This is a genomic window from Microbacterium sp. 22242 (assembly GCF_052045495.1).
GTDB lineage: Bacteria > Actinomycetota > Actinomycetes > Actinomycetales > Microbacteriaceae > Microbacterium.
In genome coordinates this window covers 274,036-290,224 of the sequence record NZ_JBQEOZ010000004.1, presented here as the reverse complement: position 1 = coordinate 290,224, position 16,189 = coordinate 274,036, and the positions used below count along the sequence as shown (strand labels likewise).

Sequence of the window (16,189 nt, the reverse complement as noted above, 5' to 3'; positions counted from 1 at the left end):
GATGACGGCCGAGCGGGACGGGGCGCCCTTCCGGCTGGCGGTGTGGGGCGACCCCATCGAGCACAGCCGGTCTCCCGCGTTGCACGACGCCGCCTATCGCGTGCTCGGCCTGGACTGGGAGTACGGCCGGCGCCGGGTGGACGCGGCCGGGTTCGACGCCGCCATCGCCGGGCTCGATCGCACCTGGCGCGGGCTCTCGCTGACCATGCCGCTCAAGGAGCGCGCCTTCGCCCGCGCGGACGTCGCGGACGACGACGCGCGGCTCACCGGCGCCGCGAACACCCTGCTGCTCGGCGAGACGGCGCACGGCTTCAACACCGACGTCGGCGGGCTCGCGGCGGCGCTCGTCGAGGCGGGGCTCGGATCCTCCCGCACCGCGCGCGTGCTCGGCGGCGGTGCGACCGCCCGTTCCGCAATGGTCTCCCTGCTGCGGCTCGGCGTCGAGCGGATCGAGGTGGTCACNAGGCCGAGGAGCTGGTCGGGTTCGGCGAGCGGATCGGGATGCCGGTCACGTCCGCGCTGCTCGACGATCCGGCGTCCGCGGCCGTGGACCTGACCGTGTCGACGCTGCCGGGGACCGTGGAGCTGGACCCCGCCGTGTCGGAGCGGCTGGCCGGTCAGGGCGGGGCGCTGTTCTCGGCGGCCTACGCCCCCTGGCCGACTCCGCTCGTGCAGTCGTGGACCGACGTGCCCGTGCTCAACGGGCTGGAGATGCTGCTGCATCAGGCGGTGCTGCAGATCCGGATCTTCCTGTACGGTGCACCGGACCGGGCGCTGCCCGATGAAGCGTCGGTGCTGACCGCGATGCGCGCCGCGATCGCGGACCGCTGAGACGCCGCAGCATCGACACGCGGCGGAGCGCCGCGTGAACGCGTGGGAGACTAGAGGAATGCTCCGCGTGCTCACGGCCGGCGAATCGCACGGCCCCGAACTCATTGCCGTCATGGAGGGTCTGCCCGCCGGCGTCCCGCTGTCCCGCGAGGCGATCCAGTCCGATCTGCAGCGCCGCAAGCTCGGCTATGGACGCGGATCGCGGATGAAGTTCGAGCAGGACGAGCTGACGATCTCGGGCGGGGTCCGGCACGGATTCTCCCTGGGCAGCCCGATCGCGATGCGCATCGGCAACACCGAGTGGCCCAAGTGGGTCGAGGTGATGAGCGCCGAGCCGGTCGAGCTCACTGAGAAGTCCCGCGGACGCAGCGCCGCGCTCACCCGTCCGCGCCCGGGCCACGCCGACCTCGTCGGCATGCAGAAGTACGGTTTCGACGAGGCACGGCCGATCCTCGAGCGCGCGAGCGCCCGCGAGACCGCCGCGCGCGTCGCCCTGGGCGCCGTCGCCCGCGCCTTCCTCGGCGAGCTCGGGATCCGCCTGGTCAGCCACACCCTCTCGATCGGACCGGTCCAGGTGCCGGAGGGATCCGCCCTGCCGACCCCCGACGACGTGGACGCGCTGGACGCGGATCCGCTGCGCTGCTTCGACCAGGAGACCTCGGAGCGCATGGTCGCCGAGGTCGACGCGGCGCGCAAGGACGGCGACACCCTCGGCGGCATCGTCGAGGTGCTCGCCTACGGCCTGCCGCCCGGGCTCGGCTCGCACGTGCACTGGGACCGGCGCCTCGACGCCCGCCTCGCGTACGCGCTCATGGGGATTCAGGCCATCAAGGGCGTCGAGGTCGGCGACGGCTTCGAGACCACGCGGCGCCGCGGATCCGCCGCGCACGACGAGCTGTTCGCCACCGCCGACGGCATCGCCCGCGGGTCCGACCGCGCCGGCGGCACGGAGGGCGGCATGTCCACGGGCACCGTGCTGCGCGTCCGCGCCGGCATGAAGCCGATCGCCACGATCCCGCATGCGCTGCGCACGATCGACGTGACCTCGGGAGAGCAGGCGACCGCCCACCACCAGCGCTCGGACGTGTGCGCGGTGCCCGCCGCGGGCGTCGTCGCCGAGGCGATGGTGGCGATCGAGCTCGCGAACTCCGTGCTGGAGAAGTTCGGCGGCGACAACGTCGCCGAGACCCGGCGCAACCTCGAGGCGTACCTCGCCGCGATCCCGGAGGAGCTGCGCACCGCGCCGGCCTCCGAGGCGGCACTGATCCTGCACGATGAGCTCGGCTGAGCCCGCGATCGTCCTGGTCGGTCCGATGGGGGCGGGCAAGACCAGCATCGGTCGGCGGGTGGCGCGCGCCCTCGGCACGACGTTCAGCGACACCGACAAGCTCATCGTGCGCGATCACGGTCCGATCCCGGAGCTGTTCCGCCGCGACGGCGAGCCGCGCTTCCGGCTGATCGAGCGCGAGGCGGTGGCCGAGGCGCTGGAGCGCGGCGGCGTCGTCGCGCTCGGCGGCGGGGCCGTGATGGACGAGGTCACCAGGGAACGGCTGGCCGCGCACCGTGTCGTCCTGCTGACCGTGTCGCCCCGCGTTGTCGCGTCGCGCGTGCTCGGCACCCAGCGGCCGCTGCTGGCCGGCGAGGACCCGATCGCCGAATGGAAGCGCATCTATTCCGAGCGACTCCCGGTCTACCGGGAGGTCGCCGATCTCACGCTCGACACGTCGTCCGGCCATCTGTCCGACATCGTCACCCGCATCGCGGAGTGGGCGCGAGGCGAGAACATCACCGAGGAGGACCGTTGACCGACACGACCACGATCACCGTCGCGGGGGAGCGCCCCTACGACATCCGCATCGGACGCGGCATCCTCGGCCAGCTCGCCGAGCTCATCCCCGCCGCAGCCCGGAAGGTGCTGATCGTCCATCCGCCCACGCTCCGCGACCGCGCGGAGGCGCTGCGCGCCGAGCTGATGTCGGACGCGCTCGACGTCCTGCTCGCCGAGATCCCGGACGCGGAGTCCGGCAAGCGCATCGAGGTCGCCGCATTCTGCTGGCAGATCCTCGGACAGGCCGATTTCACCCGCACGGACGCCATCGTCGGCTTCGGCGGGGGAGCGGTGACCGATCTCGCCGGCTTCGTCGCGGCGAGCTGGCTGCGCGGCGTGGCGATCGTCCAGGTGCCGACCACCGTTCTCGGCATGGTCGACGCGGCCGTCGGCGGCAAGACCGGAGTGAACACCGCAGAGGGCAAGAACCTCGTCGGCGCGTTCTGGCCCCCGCACGCCGTGCTCTGCGACCTGGAGCAGCTGGACAGCCTCAGCCGGAACGAGCGCGTCGCCGGGTTCGCGGAGGTCGTGAAGGCCGGCTTCATCTGGGCGCCGGAGATCCTCGAGATCGTCGAGGCCGACCCTGAGGCCGCCGTCGATCCGAGCACCCCGGGATTCCGCCGCGCCATCGAGCTCGCGATCGACATGAAGGCGCGCGTCGTGGGCGAGGATCTGCGCGAGGCCGGGCAGCGCGAGATCCTGAACTACGGGCACACCCTCGGTCACGCGATCGAGCACGCCGAGCGCTACCAGTGGCGGCACGGCGCCGCGATCTCGATCGGCATGATCTTCGCCGCCGAGCTCTCGCGCCTCGCGGGCCGGCTGAGCGATGCGGCGGTCCAGCGGCATCGCGACATCCTCGGGTCCCTCGGGCTGCCGATGACGTACCGGGCCGGTGCCTGGCCGCAGCTGCTCGCGACCATGCAACGCGACAAGAAGTCGCGCGCCGGCATGCTGCGCTTCATCGTGCTCGACGACATCGCCAAGCCCACCGTGCTGCAGGCGCCGGACGAGTCGCTGCTGTTCGCCGCGTACCAGGAGGTCGCCGAGCAGTGAGCGCGCCCCCTCTCCCGCCGCCGGACAGCGGGGGAGAGAGGGCGATCGATCGGTCGGGGCTCAGACGGCGGCGACGGTGCGCAGCAGTGCGGTCGTGCCCAGCTCCGAGGTCGGCACGGCACGGGTCTCGCGTGCGGTCAGCGCACTCAGCGCCGCGATCACCGAGACCACCGCGGTGAAGATGCTGATCACGATCCAGCCGCCCGGGGCGACGCCGCCGAGGGCCGTCACGATGCTGGGCGCGAAGCCCGCGGCGAGGAAGCCGAGCTGCGTGCCGATCGCCATACCGGAGAACCGCACGCGGGCGCTGAACATCTCGGCGTAGAACGACGGCCAGACGGCGTTGGCCGCCGCATAGCCGCAGGAGAACGTCAGCACGGCGAGCGCGAAGATCAGGATCGTGTTCCCGCTGCTCATGGACAGCATGTAGAAGGGCATGAACACCGCCGACGACAGCGCGCCGTAGATGAAGACCGGCTTGCGGCCGATCCTGTCCGCGAGTCGGCCGAACACCGGCTGCGTGCCGATGGCGACCAGGTTCGCGACCACGACCAGCCACAGGGTCAGGCTCTCGGCCAGGCCGACCTCCTTGCCGTAGGCGAGCGCGAGGTTGCCGAACACGGTGGAGACCGCGGCGATCGTCGCGCACAGGATGACGCGGACGACATCGCGCCAGTGGTCGCGCAGCAGCGGGACCAGCGGCACGCGGGCGATCTCGCCCTGGGCCTTCGCCTCCTCGAACGCGGGAGTCTCGTGCAGGCTGCGCCGGATGAAGAACGCGACCATGACGACGACCGCGCTCAGCCAGAACGGGATCCGCCAGCCCCAGGTGAGCTTGAACGCGTCCGGCGCCGCCGTCACCGGGATGAACACGAGCGCGGCGAGGATCTGGCCGCCCTGGGTGCCGGTGAGCGTCCAGGACGTGAAGTACGCGCGCCGGTCGTCGGGGGAGTGCTCGAGGGTCAGCGACGAGGCCCCGGCCTGCTCGCCCGCCGCGGAGAGGCCCTGCAGCAGCCGGCACAGCACCAGAAGCACCGGTGCCGCCCAGCCGATCTGCGCGAAACCGGGCAGGCACCCGATCACGAAGGTGGACAGGCCCATCAGCAGCAGGGTGAACAGCAGCACCTTCTGCCGGCCGATCCTGTCGCCGAAGTGGCCGACGAAGAAGGCGCCGACCGGACGTGCGATGTACGCGAACCCGAAGGTCGCGAACGACATCACGAGCGCCGCCTGATCGCCGGTGGGGAAGAAGATCTTCGGGAAGATCAACGCGGCGGCCGAGCCGAACAGGAAGAAGTCGTAGTATTCGACGGCGCTGCCCATGAAGCTCGCGATCGCGGCCTTGACGGGCGTCTTCCGCGCCGTTGCGGGAGTGGTCATTCGGGTGATGCTCCGTTTCAGTCGGCGGCGTCGTGGGCGGCCACGAGCCGGTGGAGATGATCGGTCATGCGGACGGGATCGGGGTGGATCCCGGTGATGAGCTCGAAGGCGTCGACGGCCTGGTGGACCGCCATCCTGCCGCCGTCGAGCGTGCGAGCTCCGATGCGCCTCGCGGTCGCGAGGAGCTGGGTGATGTACGGGCGGTAGACGATGTCCGCGACCCACAGCTCGGGGCGGAGCAGGGCGGCGGGGAAGGGCAGGCCGGGGTGCTCGGCCATCCCGGTCGGTGTGCAGTGCACGATCCCGTCCGCCTCGCCGAGACGGGCGGGAAGCTCTGCGACGGAGGATCCGGACACCGGGACCCCGTGCCGGACGGCCAGGTCCTCGGCGAGCGAGCGGGCACGGGCGGCGTCGAGGTCGAGGATCGTGAGCTCCTGTGCGCCGAGCCGGAGCAGCGCGTCCGAGACCGCGGATCCCGCGCCTCCCGCGCCCAGCTGCACGACCCTGGTGAGGGGCGCGCCGGGCATGCCGTCGCGGAAGGCTCGTTCGAAGCCGGTGGTGTCGGTGTTGTACCCGATACGGCCGTCTGCGGTGAGCAGCACCGTGTTCACCGCGCCCACGGCTGCCGCGGTGGGATCCACGCGGTCGAGATGGGCGAGCACGGCCTGCTTGCACGGGTGGGTGATGTTCAGCGCGTCGAAGCCGAACCGTTCGGCCCAGCACAGGATGTCGCCGATGTCGTCCACGCCGAGGCCGAGGACGGTCATGTCGATCGGGCGGTACACGTACGGCAGTCCCAGTCGAGCGGCCTCTGCCATGTGCATCGGGGGGGTCAGCGACGGCGTCACGCCGGTGCCGACGAGGCCCACGAGGAACGGCCGCTCACGCATCTGGTCTCCTTCGATCCGTATGTACTAACTGGTACGTTCAGAGTGAACCACGGGCGTGCCGGGTTGTCAACGTCGGGTCGCCGCTCAGCGCCGCCCGAGCGAGGCTGGCGGGCCGGCCGCCGGGGGGATCGCCTCAGTGGGCCGGTGCGGTGAGCCAGGAGACGACCAGATCGCCGATCACCGCGCGCTGATGCGCGCGGGTGGCGGGGTCGTCGAAGTCGACGTCGAAGAGGTAGCCGAAGGTGTGCCGGTTCGCGATCGGGAAGACGCAGTAGGCGCTGATCACCAGGTGCACGTCGAGCGCGTCGACGTCCGTCCGGAAGGAGCCGGCCGCACGGCCGCGCTCCAGGATGTCGTCGAGGAGGGTCTTGGCGGGCTGGGCGACGCTGCGCAGGGAGTCGATGCGCCGGATGAACTCGCCGCGGTGGATGTTCTCGATCGTGACGATCCGGATGAACGCCTGGTGGGTGACGTGGTGGTCGAAGGTGAGCTCGGCGAGCCGTCGCACGGCGTTGACGGGGTCGGTGCTGTCGACGTCGATCGCGCGTTCCGCCGCGCGGATGCCGAGGTAGGCCTGCTCGAGGACGGCGAGGTACAGCCCTTCCTTGCTCTCGAAGTAGTAGTAGATCATCCGCTTGGTGGTGCGGGTGCGCTGCGCGATCTCGTCCACCCGCGCGCCGGAATAGCCCTGCTCGGCGAACACCTCGGTCGCGACGGCGAGGAGCTCGGCACGGGTGCGCTCGGCATCGCGCTGCTGCGGGGGCATGCGGTCAGGATATCGGAGCCCGCCGGCACGGCCTGGCAGTCGCGCCGAGGCGATCGCGACGGAAGGTCGGGCCTGTCCGAATAATGAACCAACTGGTACATTGACGCCATGCGGACCTCGATCGCGACTGTGTGCCTGAGTGGAACCCTGGCCTCGAAGCTGCACGCGTGCGCGTCGGCCGGCTTCGACGGCGTGGAGATCTTCGAGCCGGACCTGGTCGCGGCGCCGGAGAGCCCGGAGGAGATCCGGGCGCTCGCCGGCCGGCTCGGGCTCACCCTGGATCTGTATCAGCCGCTGCGCGACGTCGAGGGCGTCGACGAGGAGCAGTTCGCGGCGGTGCTGCGCAGGGCCGAGGCGAAGTTCGCCCTGATGCGACGGCTCGGGATGGATCTCGTGCTGTGCTGCAGCAACGTCTCCACGGCGACGATCGACGACGACGACGTGAGCGCGGCCCAGCTGCGCCGTCTCGGCGAGCTGGCACAGCGCTACGGCGTGCGCATCGCATACGAGGCGCTGGCGTGGGGGAGGTTCGTGAGCGACTACCGGCGGGCCTGGGAGATCGTCCGCCGCGCCGGTCATCCCGCTGTGGGCATGTGCCTCGATTCCTTCCACATCCTGTCCCGCGGGTACGATCCGGTCGGCATCGAGCGGATCCCCGGGGATCGGATCTTCTTCGTCCAGCTCGCCGACGCGCCGCTGCTGTCCCTGGACGTGCTGTCCTGGAGCCGCCACCACCGGCTCTTCCCCGGTGAGGGCGGCTTCGATCTGGTGGGCTTCACCGGCCACGTCCTGCGCGCGGGGTATCGGGGCCCGCTCTCCCTCGAGGTGTTCAACGACACGTTCCGGCAGACCGACGTCGAAGCCACCGCGCGTCATGCGCGCCGCTCGCTGCGCTGGCTCGAGGACGGCGTCGCCCGGGCCGACGACCTCGGGGAGTCCGCGTCCGTCGCGATGCTCTCGGACAGCGCAGCACCCTCCGGAGTCGACTTCGTCGAGCTCAAGGCCGAGGACGCCTCGGCCGTCGAGGCGGTTCTCGTCGCGGCGGGCTTCACCGCCCGGGGACACCACCGCACCAAGCCCGTCGCGCTGTGGACCGCCGGCTCCGCGCGGGTGGTCGTCAACGAGCAGCACGCCAGAGGCCTGGCTCCGCATCTGGCGGCGGTGGGGTTCGAGGTCGACGACGCCGACGCGATGACCCGGCGAGCGGACGAGCTGCTCGCCCCGCGCGTGCACCGGCGCACCTACGCCGCCGAGCAGCGCCTCGACGGTGCCGTCGCGCCGGACGGCACGGAGGTGTTCTGGTCCCAGGCGCCGGACGCCGGCGAACCTGACTGGGTCGCCGAGTTCGAACACGGCGAGGAGCCCGTCACCGGTCCGATCGTCGGCGTCGATCACGTGTCGCTCACGCAGCCGTGGCAGGTGTTCGACGAGGCCACGCTGTTCTACACGTCGATGTTCGGGCTGCACGAGGAGAGCTCGACGGAGGTGGCGAGCCCGTCGGGGCTTGTGCGGAGCCGCGTGATGGCCTCGCCGGACGGCCGGATCAGGATCCCGTTGAACGTCGCGCCCCCGATCATCGCCCAGCGCGGCGCGCAGTCCGGACTGCCGCAGCACGTCGCGTTCGCCTGCACCGACGTCGTCGCCGTGGCGCAGCAGGCGAGGACGCGCGGGCTCGTGCTGCTCCGGATCCCGGACAACTACTACGCGGATCTCGCCGCGCGCACGGACCTTCCGGAGGAGCGGATCGCCCTGTTCCGCTCCCTCGGGATCGTGTACGACCGAGCGGGGGACGCGGAGTACCTGCAGTTCTACACGTCCACGATCGGGCAGGTGTTCTTCGAGTTCGTCGAGCGCTGCGGCGGCTACGACGGTTACGGCGCCGGCAACGCTCCGGTCCGGCTCACGGCCCAGGGCGTCCAAGACTCCCACGAGGCCGTCCGCGTGGGCACACCGGGTTAGGGTTCTGAGATGCCCCGCTCTTCCTTCCAGGTCCGCCGGATCCGCCCCGACGAATGGACCCAGGTGCGCGATCTGCGGCTGCGCGCCCTGCGGGATCCCGTCTCCGCCATCGCGTTCCTCGACACGTTCGAGAGCGCGTCCGCCCAGCCGGACGAGTTCTGGCAGGACCGCACGGCGCGCGGGGCCCACGGCGGTCAGAACGCCCAGTTCGTGGCGATCGCCGAGGACGGCGAGTGGTTCGGATCGGCGACGGTGCTCGGGCACAGGGACGCCTCCGACTCCGCGCTCGTCGTCGGCGTGTACGTGGCGGACGGGCATCGCGGGGCGGGCGCGATCGAGCAGCTCCTCGACGAATGCGCCGCCTGGTCGGCGGACCTGGGCTTCACGGAGCTCACCCTCGAGGTGCACGTCGACAACCTCCGTGCGCAGGCCGCGTACGAGCGGTGCGGGTTCGTGCGCACCGGGCAGATCACCGAGCTCGAGAACGGCCGCGAGTACGTCATGCTGCGTCCGCTCGTGCCCGCCGTCGACGACCTCGTCCCCGCCGCCGACGAAGAAGGGCGCTGATACCGTGAGCGACATGACCACCCCGCGCCGGCTCCTGCTCGTCAACGGGCCGAACCTCAACCTGCTCGGGAAGCGCGAGCCGGGGATCTACGGATCGGCCACGCTCGCCGATGTCGAGCGGATCACGGCCGATGCCGCCGCCGCGTACGGCTACGAGGTCCGCGCGGTGCAGAGCAACCACGAGGGCGTGCTCCTCGACGCGATCCACGACGCCCGTGAGGACTGCGGCGGGATCGTGATCAACGCCGGCGCGTACACGCACACGTCGGTGGCGCTGCGCGATGCGCTCACCGGCGTCGCGCTGCCGTTCGCCGAGGTGCACATCTCGGACGTCTACGCCAGGGAGGCGTTCCGGCATCACTCGTACCTGACGGATGTCGCCGCTGTGCACGTCGTCGGCGAGGGCGTCCAGGGCTACGCGACCGCGACGCGGCGCCTTATCGCCGTGCTGCAGGGCCAGGCGGACGGCTGAAGCGCTCCGTGCAGGGCGTCACAGGGCCGATCGGGGCGAACCGGTAGACTTGCATGTCGGCCGATCGGCCGCGACTCTTCAGGAACGGACTTCTCAGACCCATGGCATCCACTGCAGACATCAAGAACGGCGTCGTCCTCTCGATCGACGGACAGCTCTGGAACGTCATCGAGTTCCAGCACGTCAAGCCCGGCAAGGGCGGAGCGTTCGTCCGCACGAAGCTGAAGAACGTCGTCAGCGGCAAGGTCGTGGACCGCACCTACAACGCCGGCGCCAAGATCGACATCGAGAACGTCGACCGCCGCGACTTCACCTACCTGTACACCGACGGCGACAACTTCGTCTTCATGGACCAGGAGGACTACGACCAGATCAACGTCCCCGCCGCGACCGTGGGCGACGCGAAGAACTTCATGCTCGAGAACCAGCAGGTGCAGATCGCGCTGAACAACGGCAACCCGCTGTACATCGAGCTCCCCGCCTCCGTGGTCCTCGAGGTGACCTACACCGAGCCCGGCCTGCAGGGCGACCGCTCCTCGGCCGGCACCAAGCCCGCCACCCTCGAGACCGGCTACGAGATCCAGGTGCCGCTGTTCCTGGAGACCGGCACCAAGGTCAAGGTCGACACCCGCACGGGCGGCTACCTCGGCCGCATCAACGACTGACGCGTGGGCGCCCGGACCAAGGCGCGCAAGCGCGCCCTCGACATCCTGTTCTCCGCGGACGTGCGCGGCGACGACCTCGCCGTGACGCTCGCGGCCGAGGCCAAGCGCGCGGCCTCCGAGCCCGCTCGCGAGGGATCCTGGCTGTACGCGCGCGAGATCGTCGACGGCATCCTCGATCATCGCGAGGACATCGACGAGCAGATCACCACGCACAGCCGGGACTGGAAGCTCGACCGGATGCCGGCCGTCGACCGTGCGCTGCTGCGCATCGGCGTGTGGGAGATCCTGCACAACGACGAGGTGCCCACCGCCGTCGCGATCGACGAGGCCGTGGAGCTCGCGAAGGAGTTCTCGACCGACGACTCCGGTGCGTTCGTGCACGGCGTCCTGGCGCGGGTGGCCCGCACGGCCTGAGCCGCCATCCCGGCGCGGCCCGGCCCCTGAGCTCGGCGAAGGCAACGGCCGGACGCGCGCCGCCTCCAGGGCAGGGCGGGTGTCGGCGGCCTGCGGGAGGATGGGGGATCATGAGCTCTGCGGACACCGATGACTGGCGGGTACTGCTGCCGGGCACGACGTCGAGCGGGGCTCCGCTCGCGCTCGGCGTGGAGCTCCGGCGGCGCGATCGGGCCGATGCGCGGCATTGGGCGAATCGGCCGCTGCGCACGGCGAGTGCGAGGGATCTCGTCAAGGATCCGGGCGAGCTGTTCCTGGCCGTCCGGCCGCTCATGCGCAACGAGGCGGCCAGCAGCTGGATCCAGGGCGATGCGAGCTGGGACGCGGTGCGCCGGCCCGGACCTCGTTTCGCCGCGGCGCACTCGCGCTGGTTCGCCGATCTGCTGAGCATCTCGCGAGAGTCGCTGCTGTCCGGCACCGCGGGGGACTGGCTGCTGCTGGATCCGGTCGCGTCGCCGCTGCTGTGGCCGCACCTCCGCAGCGCCACCGAGCACGGCATCCCGCTCGTCGCCACCGAGCGCAGCACGCGGCTGCGCTGGGCGGAGCAGATCCGCGCCGTCGTCGGCGTCGCCGTCACGGACGGCGGCGGCCTGCTGCTCACCGCGGAGGCCGAGGCCCTGGCCGAGTCCTTCCCGGCGGCCGAGGTGCACCCGATCGGCCGCGGAGGCCTCTACGCGCACCGGGTGATCGGGCCACGGATCGATCTGGTGCTCGGCCCGGCCGTGCTGTCCGACGCGGTGCGCGCGCTGCTCGCCGCGCCTGCGGGGCTGCCGGTCGCGCCGGTCGACCGCGACGCCTTCTTCCGCGAGGGATATCCGCTGCTGCTGCGCGGGGCGGAGGTCCGCGCCGGCGACGGCGTCCGGCTCCCTGATCCGCCGCAGCCGCGTCCGCTCCTGGTCGTGGAGTACCGGCCGGCGGACGTGGTCGGCTATCGGCTGCTCTGGGACTATCCGGGCTACGCGCGCTTCCCCCTGGACGATCAGCCGGCCGCCGCCGTGATGCGCGACGCCGCCGTGGAGGCAGAGCGCCGTCCCGCCGTGCTCGCGGCGTGGACCGAGGTCACCGGGCTGCCGATCGCGCTCACCGGCGAGTTCCGCGACGCGGACGCCGCGGAGTTCGTGTCGCACCGGGTCCCGACGCTGGAAGAGCACGGGATCGCGATCGAGGTCACCGGCACGCCGCGCAGCTATCAGGAGCTCACTGGAGAGCCGCAGATCACGGTGAACCTGGTGGAGAGCACGGACCCGGACTGGTTCGACCTCGGGGTGATCGTCCGGATCGAGGGGCGTAGCATCCCGTTCGAGCCGCTCTTCCGCGCGCTGGCTCTGCGGCAGGGCAAGCTCAAGCTCGTCGACGACACCTGGTTCTCGCTGAAGCACCCGGCGTTCGACCGGCTCAAGGAGCTGCTCGACGAGGCCGCCGACCTCGCGGAGTGGGACACCGCGCCACGTCTCCCGCGCACGCACCTCACGCTCTGGGAGGACTTCGAGGATCTCGCCGACGAGGCGGTCCCGGCGCAGACCTGGCGCGCCGCCGTCGAGGAACTGCGGGCGGATCCTGCGGCCGATCCGGTTCCGGTCCCCGCCGGGGTCACAGCCGAGCTGCGCCCCTATCAGCGCGAGGGACTCACCCGGCTCGCCCGCCTCTGGCGGCACCGGCTCGGCGCGATCCTCGCGGACGACATGGGACTCGGCAAGACCCTCCAGCTGCTCGCGCTCATCGTGCACGCCCGGGACGGCGAGCCGGCGCAGCACGGTACCGCCGGGGACGCCCGCCCGCCCTGGCTCGTGGTCGCGCCCACCTCGGTCCTGCCGGTGTGGCAGCGCGAGGCGGAGCGGTTCGCGCCGGGCCTGCGGGTCGTCGTCGCCGACCGCACCAGGGACGCGCACGGCGTCGCGCTGGACGCGCACAGCCTCGGCGCTGACGTCGTGCTCACCTCCTACACGGTGCTGCGGCTGGACGCCGACGAGTTCGCAGCCCACCCATGGTCGGCGGTGATCCTGGACGAGGCCCAGCAGGTGAAGAATCCGGCCACCAGGCAGCATCAGGCGGTCGCCGCGCTCGACGCGGGGGCGGTGTACGCGGCGACCGGGACGCCGCTGGAGAACGGCCTCGCCGAGCTCTGGGCGATCCTCAGCCTCACCTCACCGGGGCTGTTCCCCTCGGCCCGCCGGTTCCGCGAGGACTTCATCCAGCCGATCGAGCAGGGCAAGGTCCCGGAGAACGCCGAGGGGGCGCCGTACCGGCGGGGGCGGATCGAGCTGCTGCGCCGGCGGATCCGCCCGTTCCTGATCCGCCGCACCAAGGAGCTCGTCGCGCCCGAGCTTCCGGACCGGCAGGAGCAGGTGCTTCGGATCGAGCTCGGCCCCACGCATCGGCTGCGCTACGACACGGTGCTGCAGCGTGAGCGGCAGAAGATCCTCGGTCTGCTGCCGGAGCTGGACCGCAACCGCTTCATCGTGTTCCGCTCGCTGACCATGCTGCGCATGCTCAGCCTGTCGCCGGGGCTCATCGATCCGGACGACGCGGACATCGCGTCGCGCAAGCTCGAGGAGCTCGTCGAGCGGATCGTGGAGCTGCGCGCGGAGGGGCACCGCGCGCTCGTGTTCAGCCAGTTCACGTCGTTCCTCGGCCTCGCCGCGGAACGCCTGGAACGCGCGGGCCTGAACGTCTCCTACCTGGACGGATCCACCCGACGGCGCGACGAGGTCGTGCAGAGCTTCCGGGACGGCGACCAGGACGCGTTCCTGCTCAGCCTGAAGGCCGGCGGCACGGGCCTCACGCTCACCGAGGCCGACTACGTGTTCCTGCTCGACCCGTGGTGGAACCCCGCCGCCGAGGCCCAGGCGGCGGACCGCGCGCACCGCATCGGGCAGCAGAACCGCGTGTTCGTGTATCGGATGATCGCGGCCGACACGATCGAGGAGAAGGTCCTCGCCCTGCAGCAGCGCAAGGCGAGGCTCGCCTCGGCCGTGCTCGACGACGAGGACCTGTTCGCCCAGTCGCTCACGGCCGACGACATCCGCGAGCTGCTCGGCTGAACGCACGGTGTTCCGGGCATGCACGGGCGCGCTCCGGGCCCGTCCAGGGCGGCCCCGGTAGAATCGACGGGTCCACACGGGAGGAAGACGCATGCGGATCACGGGACTCGGTCACGCCGGGATGTTCATCGAGACGAAGGGCGGCTCGATCATCTGCGACCCGGTTCTCGGACCGTCGTTCTTCGGATCCTGGTTCCCGTTCCCCGACAACCGCGGCCTGGACTGGGAGCGTTTCGGACGCGAAGCCGACTTCCTCTACATCTCGCATCGGCACCGCGACCACTTCGATGCGCGCCTGCTGGAGAGGTACATCCCGAAGACGATCGAGGTGCTGCTGCCGGAGTACGTCACGGACGAACTCGAGCAGGATCTCCGCGCGCTCGGCTACGAGAACATCACCTATGCCCCCGCCGGGCAGGTGATCGAGCGCGGCGAGCTCAAGATCATGATCACGCCGCTCCGAGCGCCCAGCGACGGTCCGGTCGGCGACTCCTCGCTGAGCGTGGACGACGGCACCGCCTCGGTGCTGAACCAGAACGACTCGCACCCGCTCGACCTCGAGAAGCTGCTCGCGTTCGGCAAGCCCGACGTCTACTTCACCCAGGTGTCCGGCGCGATCTGGTGGCCCATGGTCTACGACCTGCCGCAGGACGCCAAGCAGAACTTCGCCCAGCTCAAGCGCGAGGCGCAGCACAAGCGCGCGATGTACTACATCGAGAAGGTCGACGCTCCGCACGTCTTCCCGATGGCCGGTCCGCCGATGTTCCTGCGCGACGAGCTGTTCCGCTACAACGGCGAGGGCCGCGAGGGCGACGCGATCTTCACCGACCAGAGGCAGTTCCTCGCCCGGCTGAAGCAGGAGGCGCCGCAGTACGACGGGCAGCTGTTCATCCCCGGCACGGTCGTCCAGGTGAACCACGGCGAACTGCTGGTGAGCCAGTCGCTCTACACCCAGGCCGAGATCGACCACATCTTCGACGAGAAGTGGGAGTACCTCGAGGAGCAGCGCGCGAGCCGGCAGCAGGAGCTGCGCGACGAGGAGGCCCGCCGCGCCCCTGTACTGCCCGCCGACGAGATCCTGCAGGCGCTCAAGGAGTGGTGGGAGCCGCTGCTGAAGAAGTCCCGCACGATCCGGCTCGGCGTCGGCGGCAACGTGCGCTTCCGGATCGGCGAGCTCGACATGGTGGTCGACTTCCCGCGCGCGAAGGTCCGCGAGTACGCGGGGGAGGAGTGCATCTACTGGTACACGATCCCCGCCGACCTGGTCTCCACGAACATCCGCGACCACGAGATCGACTGGTCGAACTCGATCTTCCTGTCCATGCAGTTCAGCGTGGGCCGCAGCGGCAAGTTCAACGAGTTCCTCACGACGTTCCTGAAGTGCCTCTCGACCGACCGCATCGAGTACGTCGAGAACTGGTACCAGGAGCAGACCGACCAGACCGAGGACGCGGTCGTCGGCGACTGGGTCGTGCAGCGTCGCTGCCCGCACCTCCGGGCCGACCTCACCAAGACCGGCAAGGTCGACGAGGACGGCGTGCTCACGTGTAGCATGCACGACTGGAAGTGGGATCTGAACACCGGTCGCTGCCTGTCCACGAGCGGTCACCCGATCCGTGCGAAGCAGCTCGACCCGGTCACAGAGGCAGCCCTCAGCGAAGCCTCCTGACCCAGGCAACTAGGCGGGACGGCGCTATTCGGTCCAGGCGCTGACGATCCGACGGCGGCGTCGCCATTCCCTCGCGCCGCCGCCATCGGGGAGCGCGGAGCGGGCGAACTGCTCGAGCCAATGACATCGGCGCAGCATCTCCTGCTGTCGGTCCGCCCACGGCGGCCGGCGCCCGTAGGCATCGAAGAACCGGTCCAGGTGGTGCACGGCGTCGGGGTGATGCATGCGCACGATCCACTCGCACCATGCGATATCGGCGATCGGGTCGCCGATCCCGCTGAACTCCCAGTCGAGGACCGCGACGGCGGTGAGCCCGCCCGAATCGAAGAGGATGTTGTTCGGCCCGAAATCACCATGTCGTATCGTCTGGTTCGTCGCCGCGGATGCGTCGATCAGGCGCGGGTCCAGCGTGTGAAGTCGGTGCAGCACCCTGCCGCACTCCGTCAGCACGTCAGCGGCGTTTCCGGCCTCGATCAGGTCCTGACCGTGCTCTCCGTCGACGAACGCCGTGGTGAGAGAGGTCGCATCCTCGGTGATGAGTTGCGGCACGGGGAAGTAGCCGACGAGGCCCACCAACGCGCGGAGCTCCGCGGCTTGCCGACGCGCAGCGCC

16 protein-coding genes are annotated in these 16,189 nt (G+C 70.8%); 12 read left to right on the top strand and 4 right to left on the bottom strand.

The features are described from left to right. Nucleotide 1 precedes the first annotated feature (1 nt). The 5 genes from ACTJJZ_RS06350 to aroB are packed head-to-tail and all read left to right on the top strand — an operon-like array spanning nt 2 to nt 3,715. Complete coding sequence (locus tag ACTJJZ_RS06350; RefSeq protein ID WP_440720331.1) at nt 2–556, top strand: hypothetical protein; 555 nt, start codon at nt 2–4, stop codon at nt 554–556. Next, nucleotides 502–831, top strand: a complete 330-nt coding sequence (locus ACTJJZ_RS06345; protein WP_440720330.1) for a hypothetical protein — start codon at nt 502–504, stop codon at nt 829–831. The genes ACTJJZ_RS06350 and ACTJJZ_RS06345 overlap by 55 nt, the downstream gene beginning before the upstream one ends. Nucleotides 832–889: 58 nt before the next feature. Further along, complete coding sequence (gene aroC / locus ACTJJZ_RS06340; protein WP_440720329.1) at nt 890–2,119, top strand: chorismate synthase; 1,230 nt, start codon at nt 890–892, stop codon at nt 2,117–2,119. Next, nucleotides 2,106–2,636, top strand: a complete 531-nt coding sequence (locus ACTJJZ_RS06335; RefSeq protein ID WP_440720328.1) for a shikimate kinase — start codon at nt 2,106–2,108, stop codon at nt 2,634–2,636. The genes aroC and ACTJJZ_RS06335 overlap by 14 nt, the downstream gene beginning before the upstream one ends. Next, nucleotides 2,633–3,715 (top strand): 3-dehydroquinate synthase, encoded by a 1,083-nt coding sequence (gene aroB / locus ACTJJZ_RS06330; protein ID WP_440720327.1) that lies wholly within the window; start codon nt 2,633–2,635, stop codon nt 3,713–3,715. The genes ACTJJZ_RS06335 and aroB overlap by 4 nt, the downstream gene beginning before the upstream one ends. A 60-nt stretch (nt 3,716–3,775) precedes the next feature. On the opposite strand, the gene ACTJJZ_RS06325 is transcribed toward aroB, so the two are convergent. From ACTJJZ_RS06325 to ACTJJZ_RS06315, 3 genes are all read right to left on the bottom strand, one after another. Next, nucleotides 3,776–5,095 carry an MFS transporter gene (locus ACTJJZ_RS06325; protein WP_440720326.1) on the bottom strand — a complete coding sequence of 440 codons (1,320 nt, stop codon included), beginning with the start codon at nt 5,093–5,095 and terminating at the stop codon, nt 3,776–3,778. A 17-nt stretch (nt 5,096–5,112) separates the two neighbouring features. Continuing rightward, nucleotides 5,113–5,985, bottom strand: coding sequence for a shikimate dehydrogenase (locus ACTJJZ_RS06320; protein WP_440720325.1), 873 nt, complete (start codon nt 5,983–5,985; stop codon nt 5,113–5,115). A 133-nt stretch (nt 5,986–6,118) separates the two neighbouring features. Beyond that, complete coding sequence (locus ACTJJZ_RS06315) at nt 6,119–6,751, bottom strand: TetR/AcrR family transcriptional regulator (RefSeq protein ID WP_440720324.1); 633 nt, start codon at nt 6,749–6,751, stop codon at nt 6,119–6,121. Between the two features lie 108 nt (nt 6,752–6,859). Between ACTJJZ_RS06315 and ACTJJZ_RS06310 the strand changes: the two genes are divergently transcribed. The 7 genes from ACTJJZ_RS06310 to ACTJJZ_RS06280 all read left to right on the top strand — a co-directional run bounded on the left by ACTJJZ_RS06310 (nt 6,860) and on the right by ACTJJZ_RS06280 (nt 15,577). Next, nucleotides 6,860–8,710: a bifunctional sugar phosphate isomerase/epimerase/4-hydroxyphenylpyruvate dioxygenase family protein gene (locus tag ACTJJZ_RS06310; protein ID WP_440720323.1), complete on the top strand. Its 1,851-nt coding sequence runs from the start codon at nt 6,860–6,862 to the stop codon at nt 8,708–8,710. Nucleotides 8,711–8,719: 9 nt separating this feature from the next. Continuing rightward, nucleotides 8,720–9,277 carry a GNAT family N-acetyltransferase gene (locus ACTJJZ_RS06305; protein WP_440720322.1) on the top strand — a complete coding sequence of 186 codons (558 nt, stop codon included), beginning with the start codon at nt 8,720–8,722 and terminating at the stop codon, nt 9,275–9,277. 13 nt (nt 9,278–9,290) lie between these two features. Continuing rightward, nucleotides 9,291–9,749: a type II 3-dehydroquinate dehydratase gene (gene aroQ, locus ACTJJZ_RS06300; protein WP_440720321.1), complete on the top strand. Its 459-nt coding sequence runs from the start codon at nt 9,291–9,293 to the stop codon at nt 9,747–9,749. 101 nt (nt 9,750–9,850) lie between these two features. Next, on the top strand, nt 9,851–10,414 hold the full coding sequence (gene efp, locus ACTJJZ_RS06295; protein WP_440720320.1) for an elongation factor P: 564 nt from the start codon (nt 9,851–9,853) through the stop codon (nt 10,412–10,414). A gap of 3 nt (nt 10,415–10,417) precedes the next feature. Continuing rightward, the gene (gene nusB, locus ACTJJZ_RS06290) at nt 10,418–10,828 is read left to right on the top strand and encodes a transcription antitermination factor NusB (RefSeq protein WP_440720319.1); all 411 of its coding nucleotides are present in this window, start codon (nt 10,418–10,420) and stop codon (nt 10,826–10,828) included. A 110-nt stretch (nt 10,829–10,938) separates the two neighbouring features. After that, nucleotides 10,939–13,908 (top strand): DEAD/DEAH box helicase, encoded by a 2,970-nt coding sequence (locus ACTJJZ_RS06285; RefSeq protein ID WP_440720318.1) that lies wholly within the window; start codon nt 10,939–10,941, stop codon nt 13,906–13,908. Between the two features lie 91 nt (nt 13,909–13,999). Then, nucleotides 14,000–15,577: a Rieske 2Fe-2S domain-containing protein gene (locus tag ACTJJZ_RS06280; protein ID WP_440720317.1), complete on the top strand. Its 1,578-nt coding sequence runs from the start codon at nt 14,000–14,002 to the stop codon at nt 15,575–15,577. Between the two features lie 24 nt (nt 15,578–15,601). Here ACTJJZ_RS06280 and ACTJJZ_RS06275 read toward each other — a convergent pair whose 3' ends face one another. Beyond that, complete coding sequence (locus ACTJJZ_RS06275) at nt 15,602–16,126, bottom strand: phosphotransferase family protein (RefSeq protein WP_440720316.1); 525 nt, start codon at nt 16,124–16,126, stop codon at nt 15,602–15,604. Nucleotides 16,127–16,189: the final 63 nt, after the last annotated feature.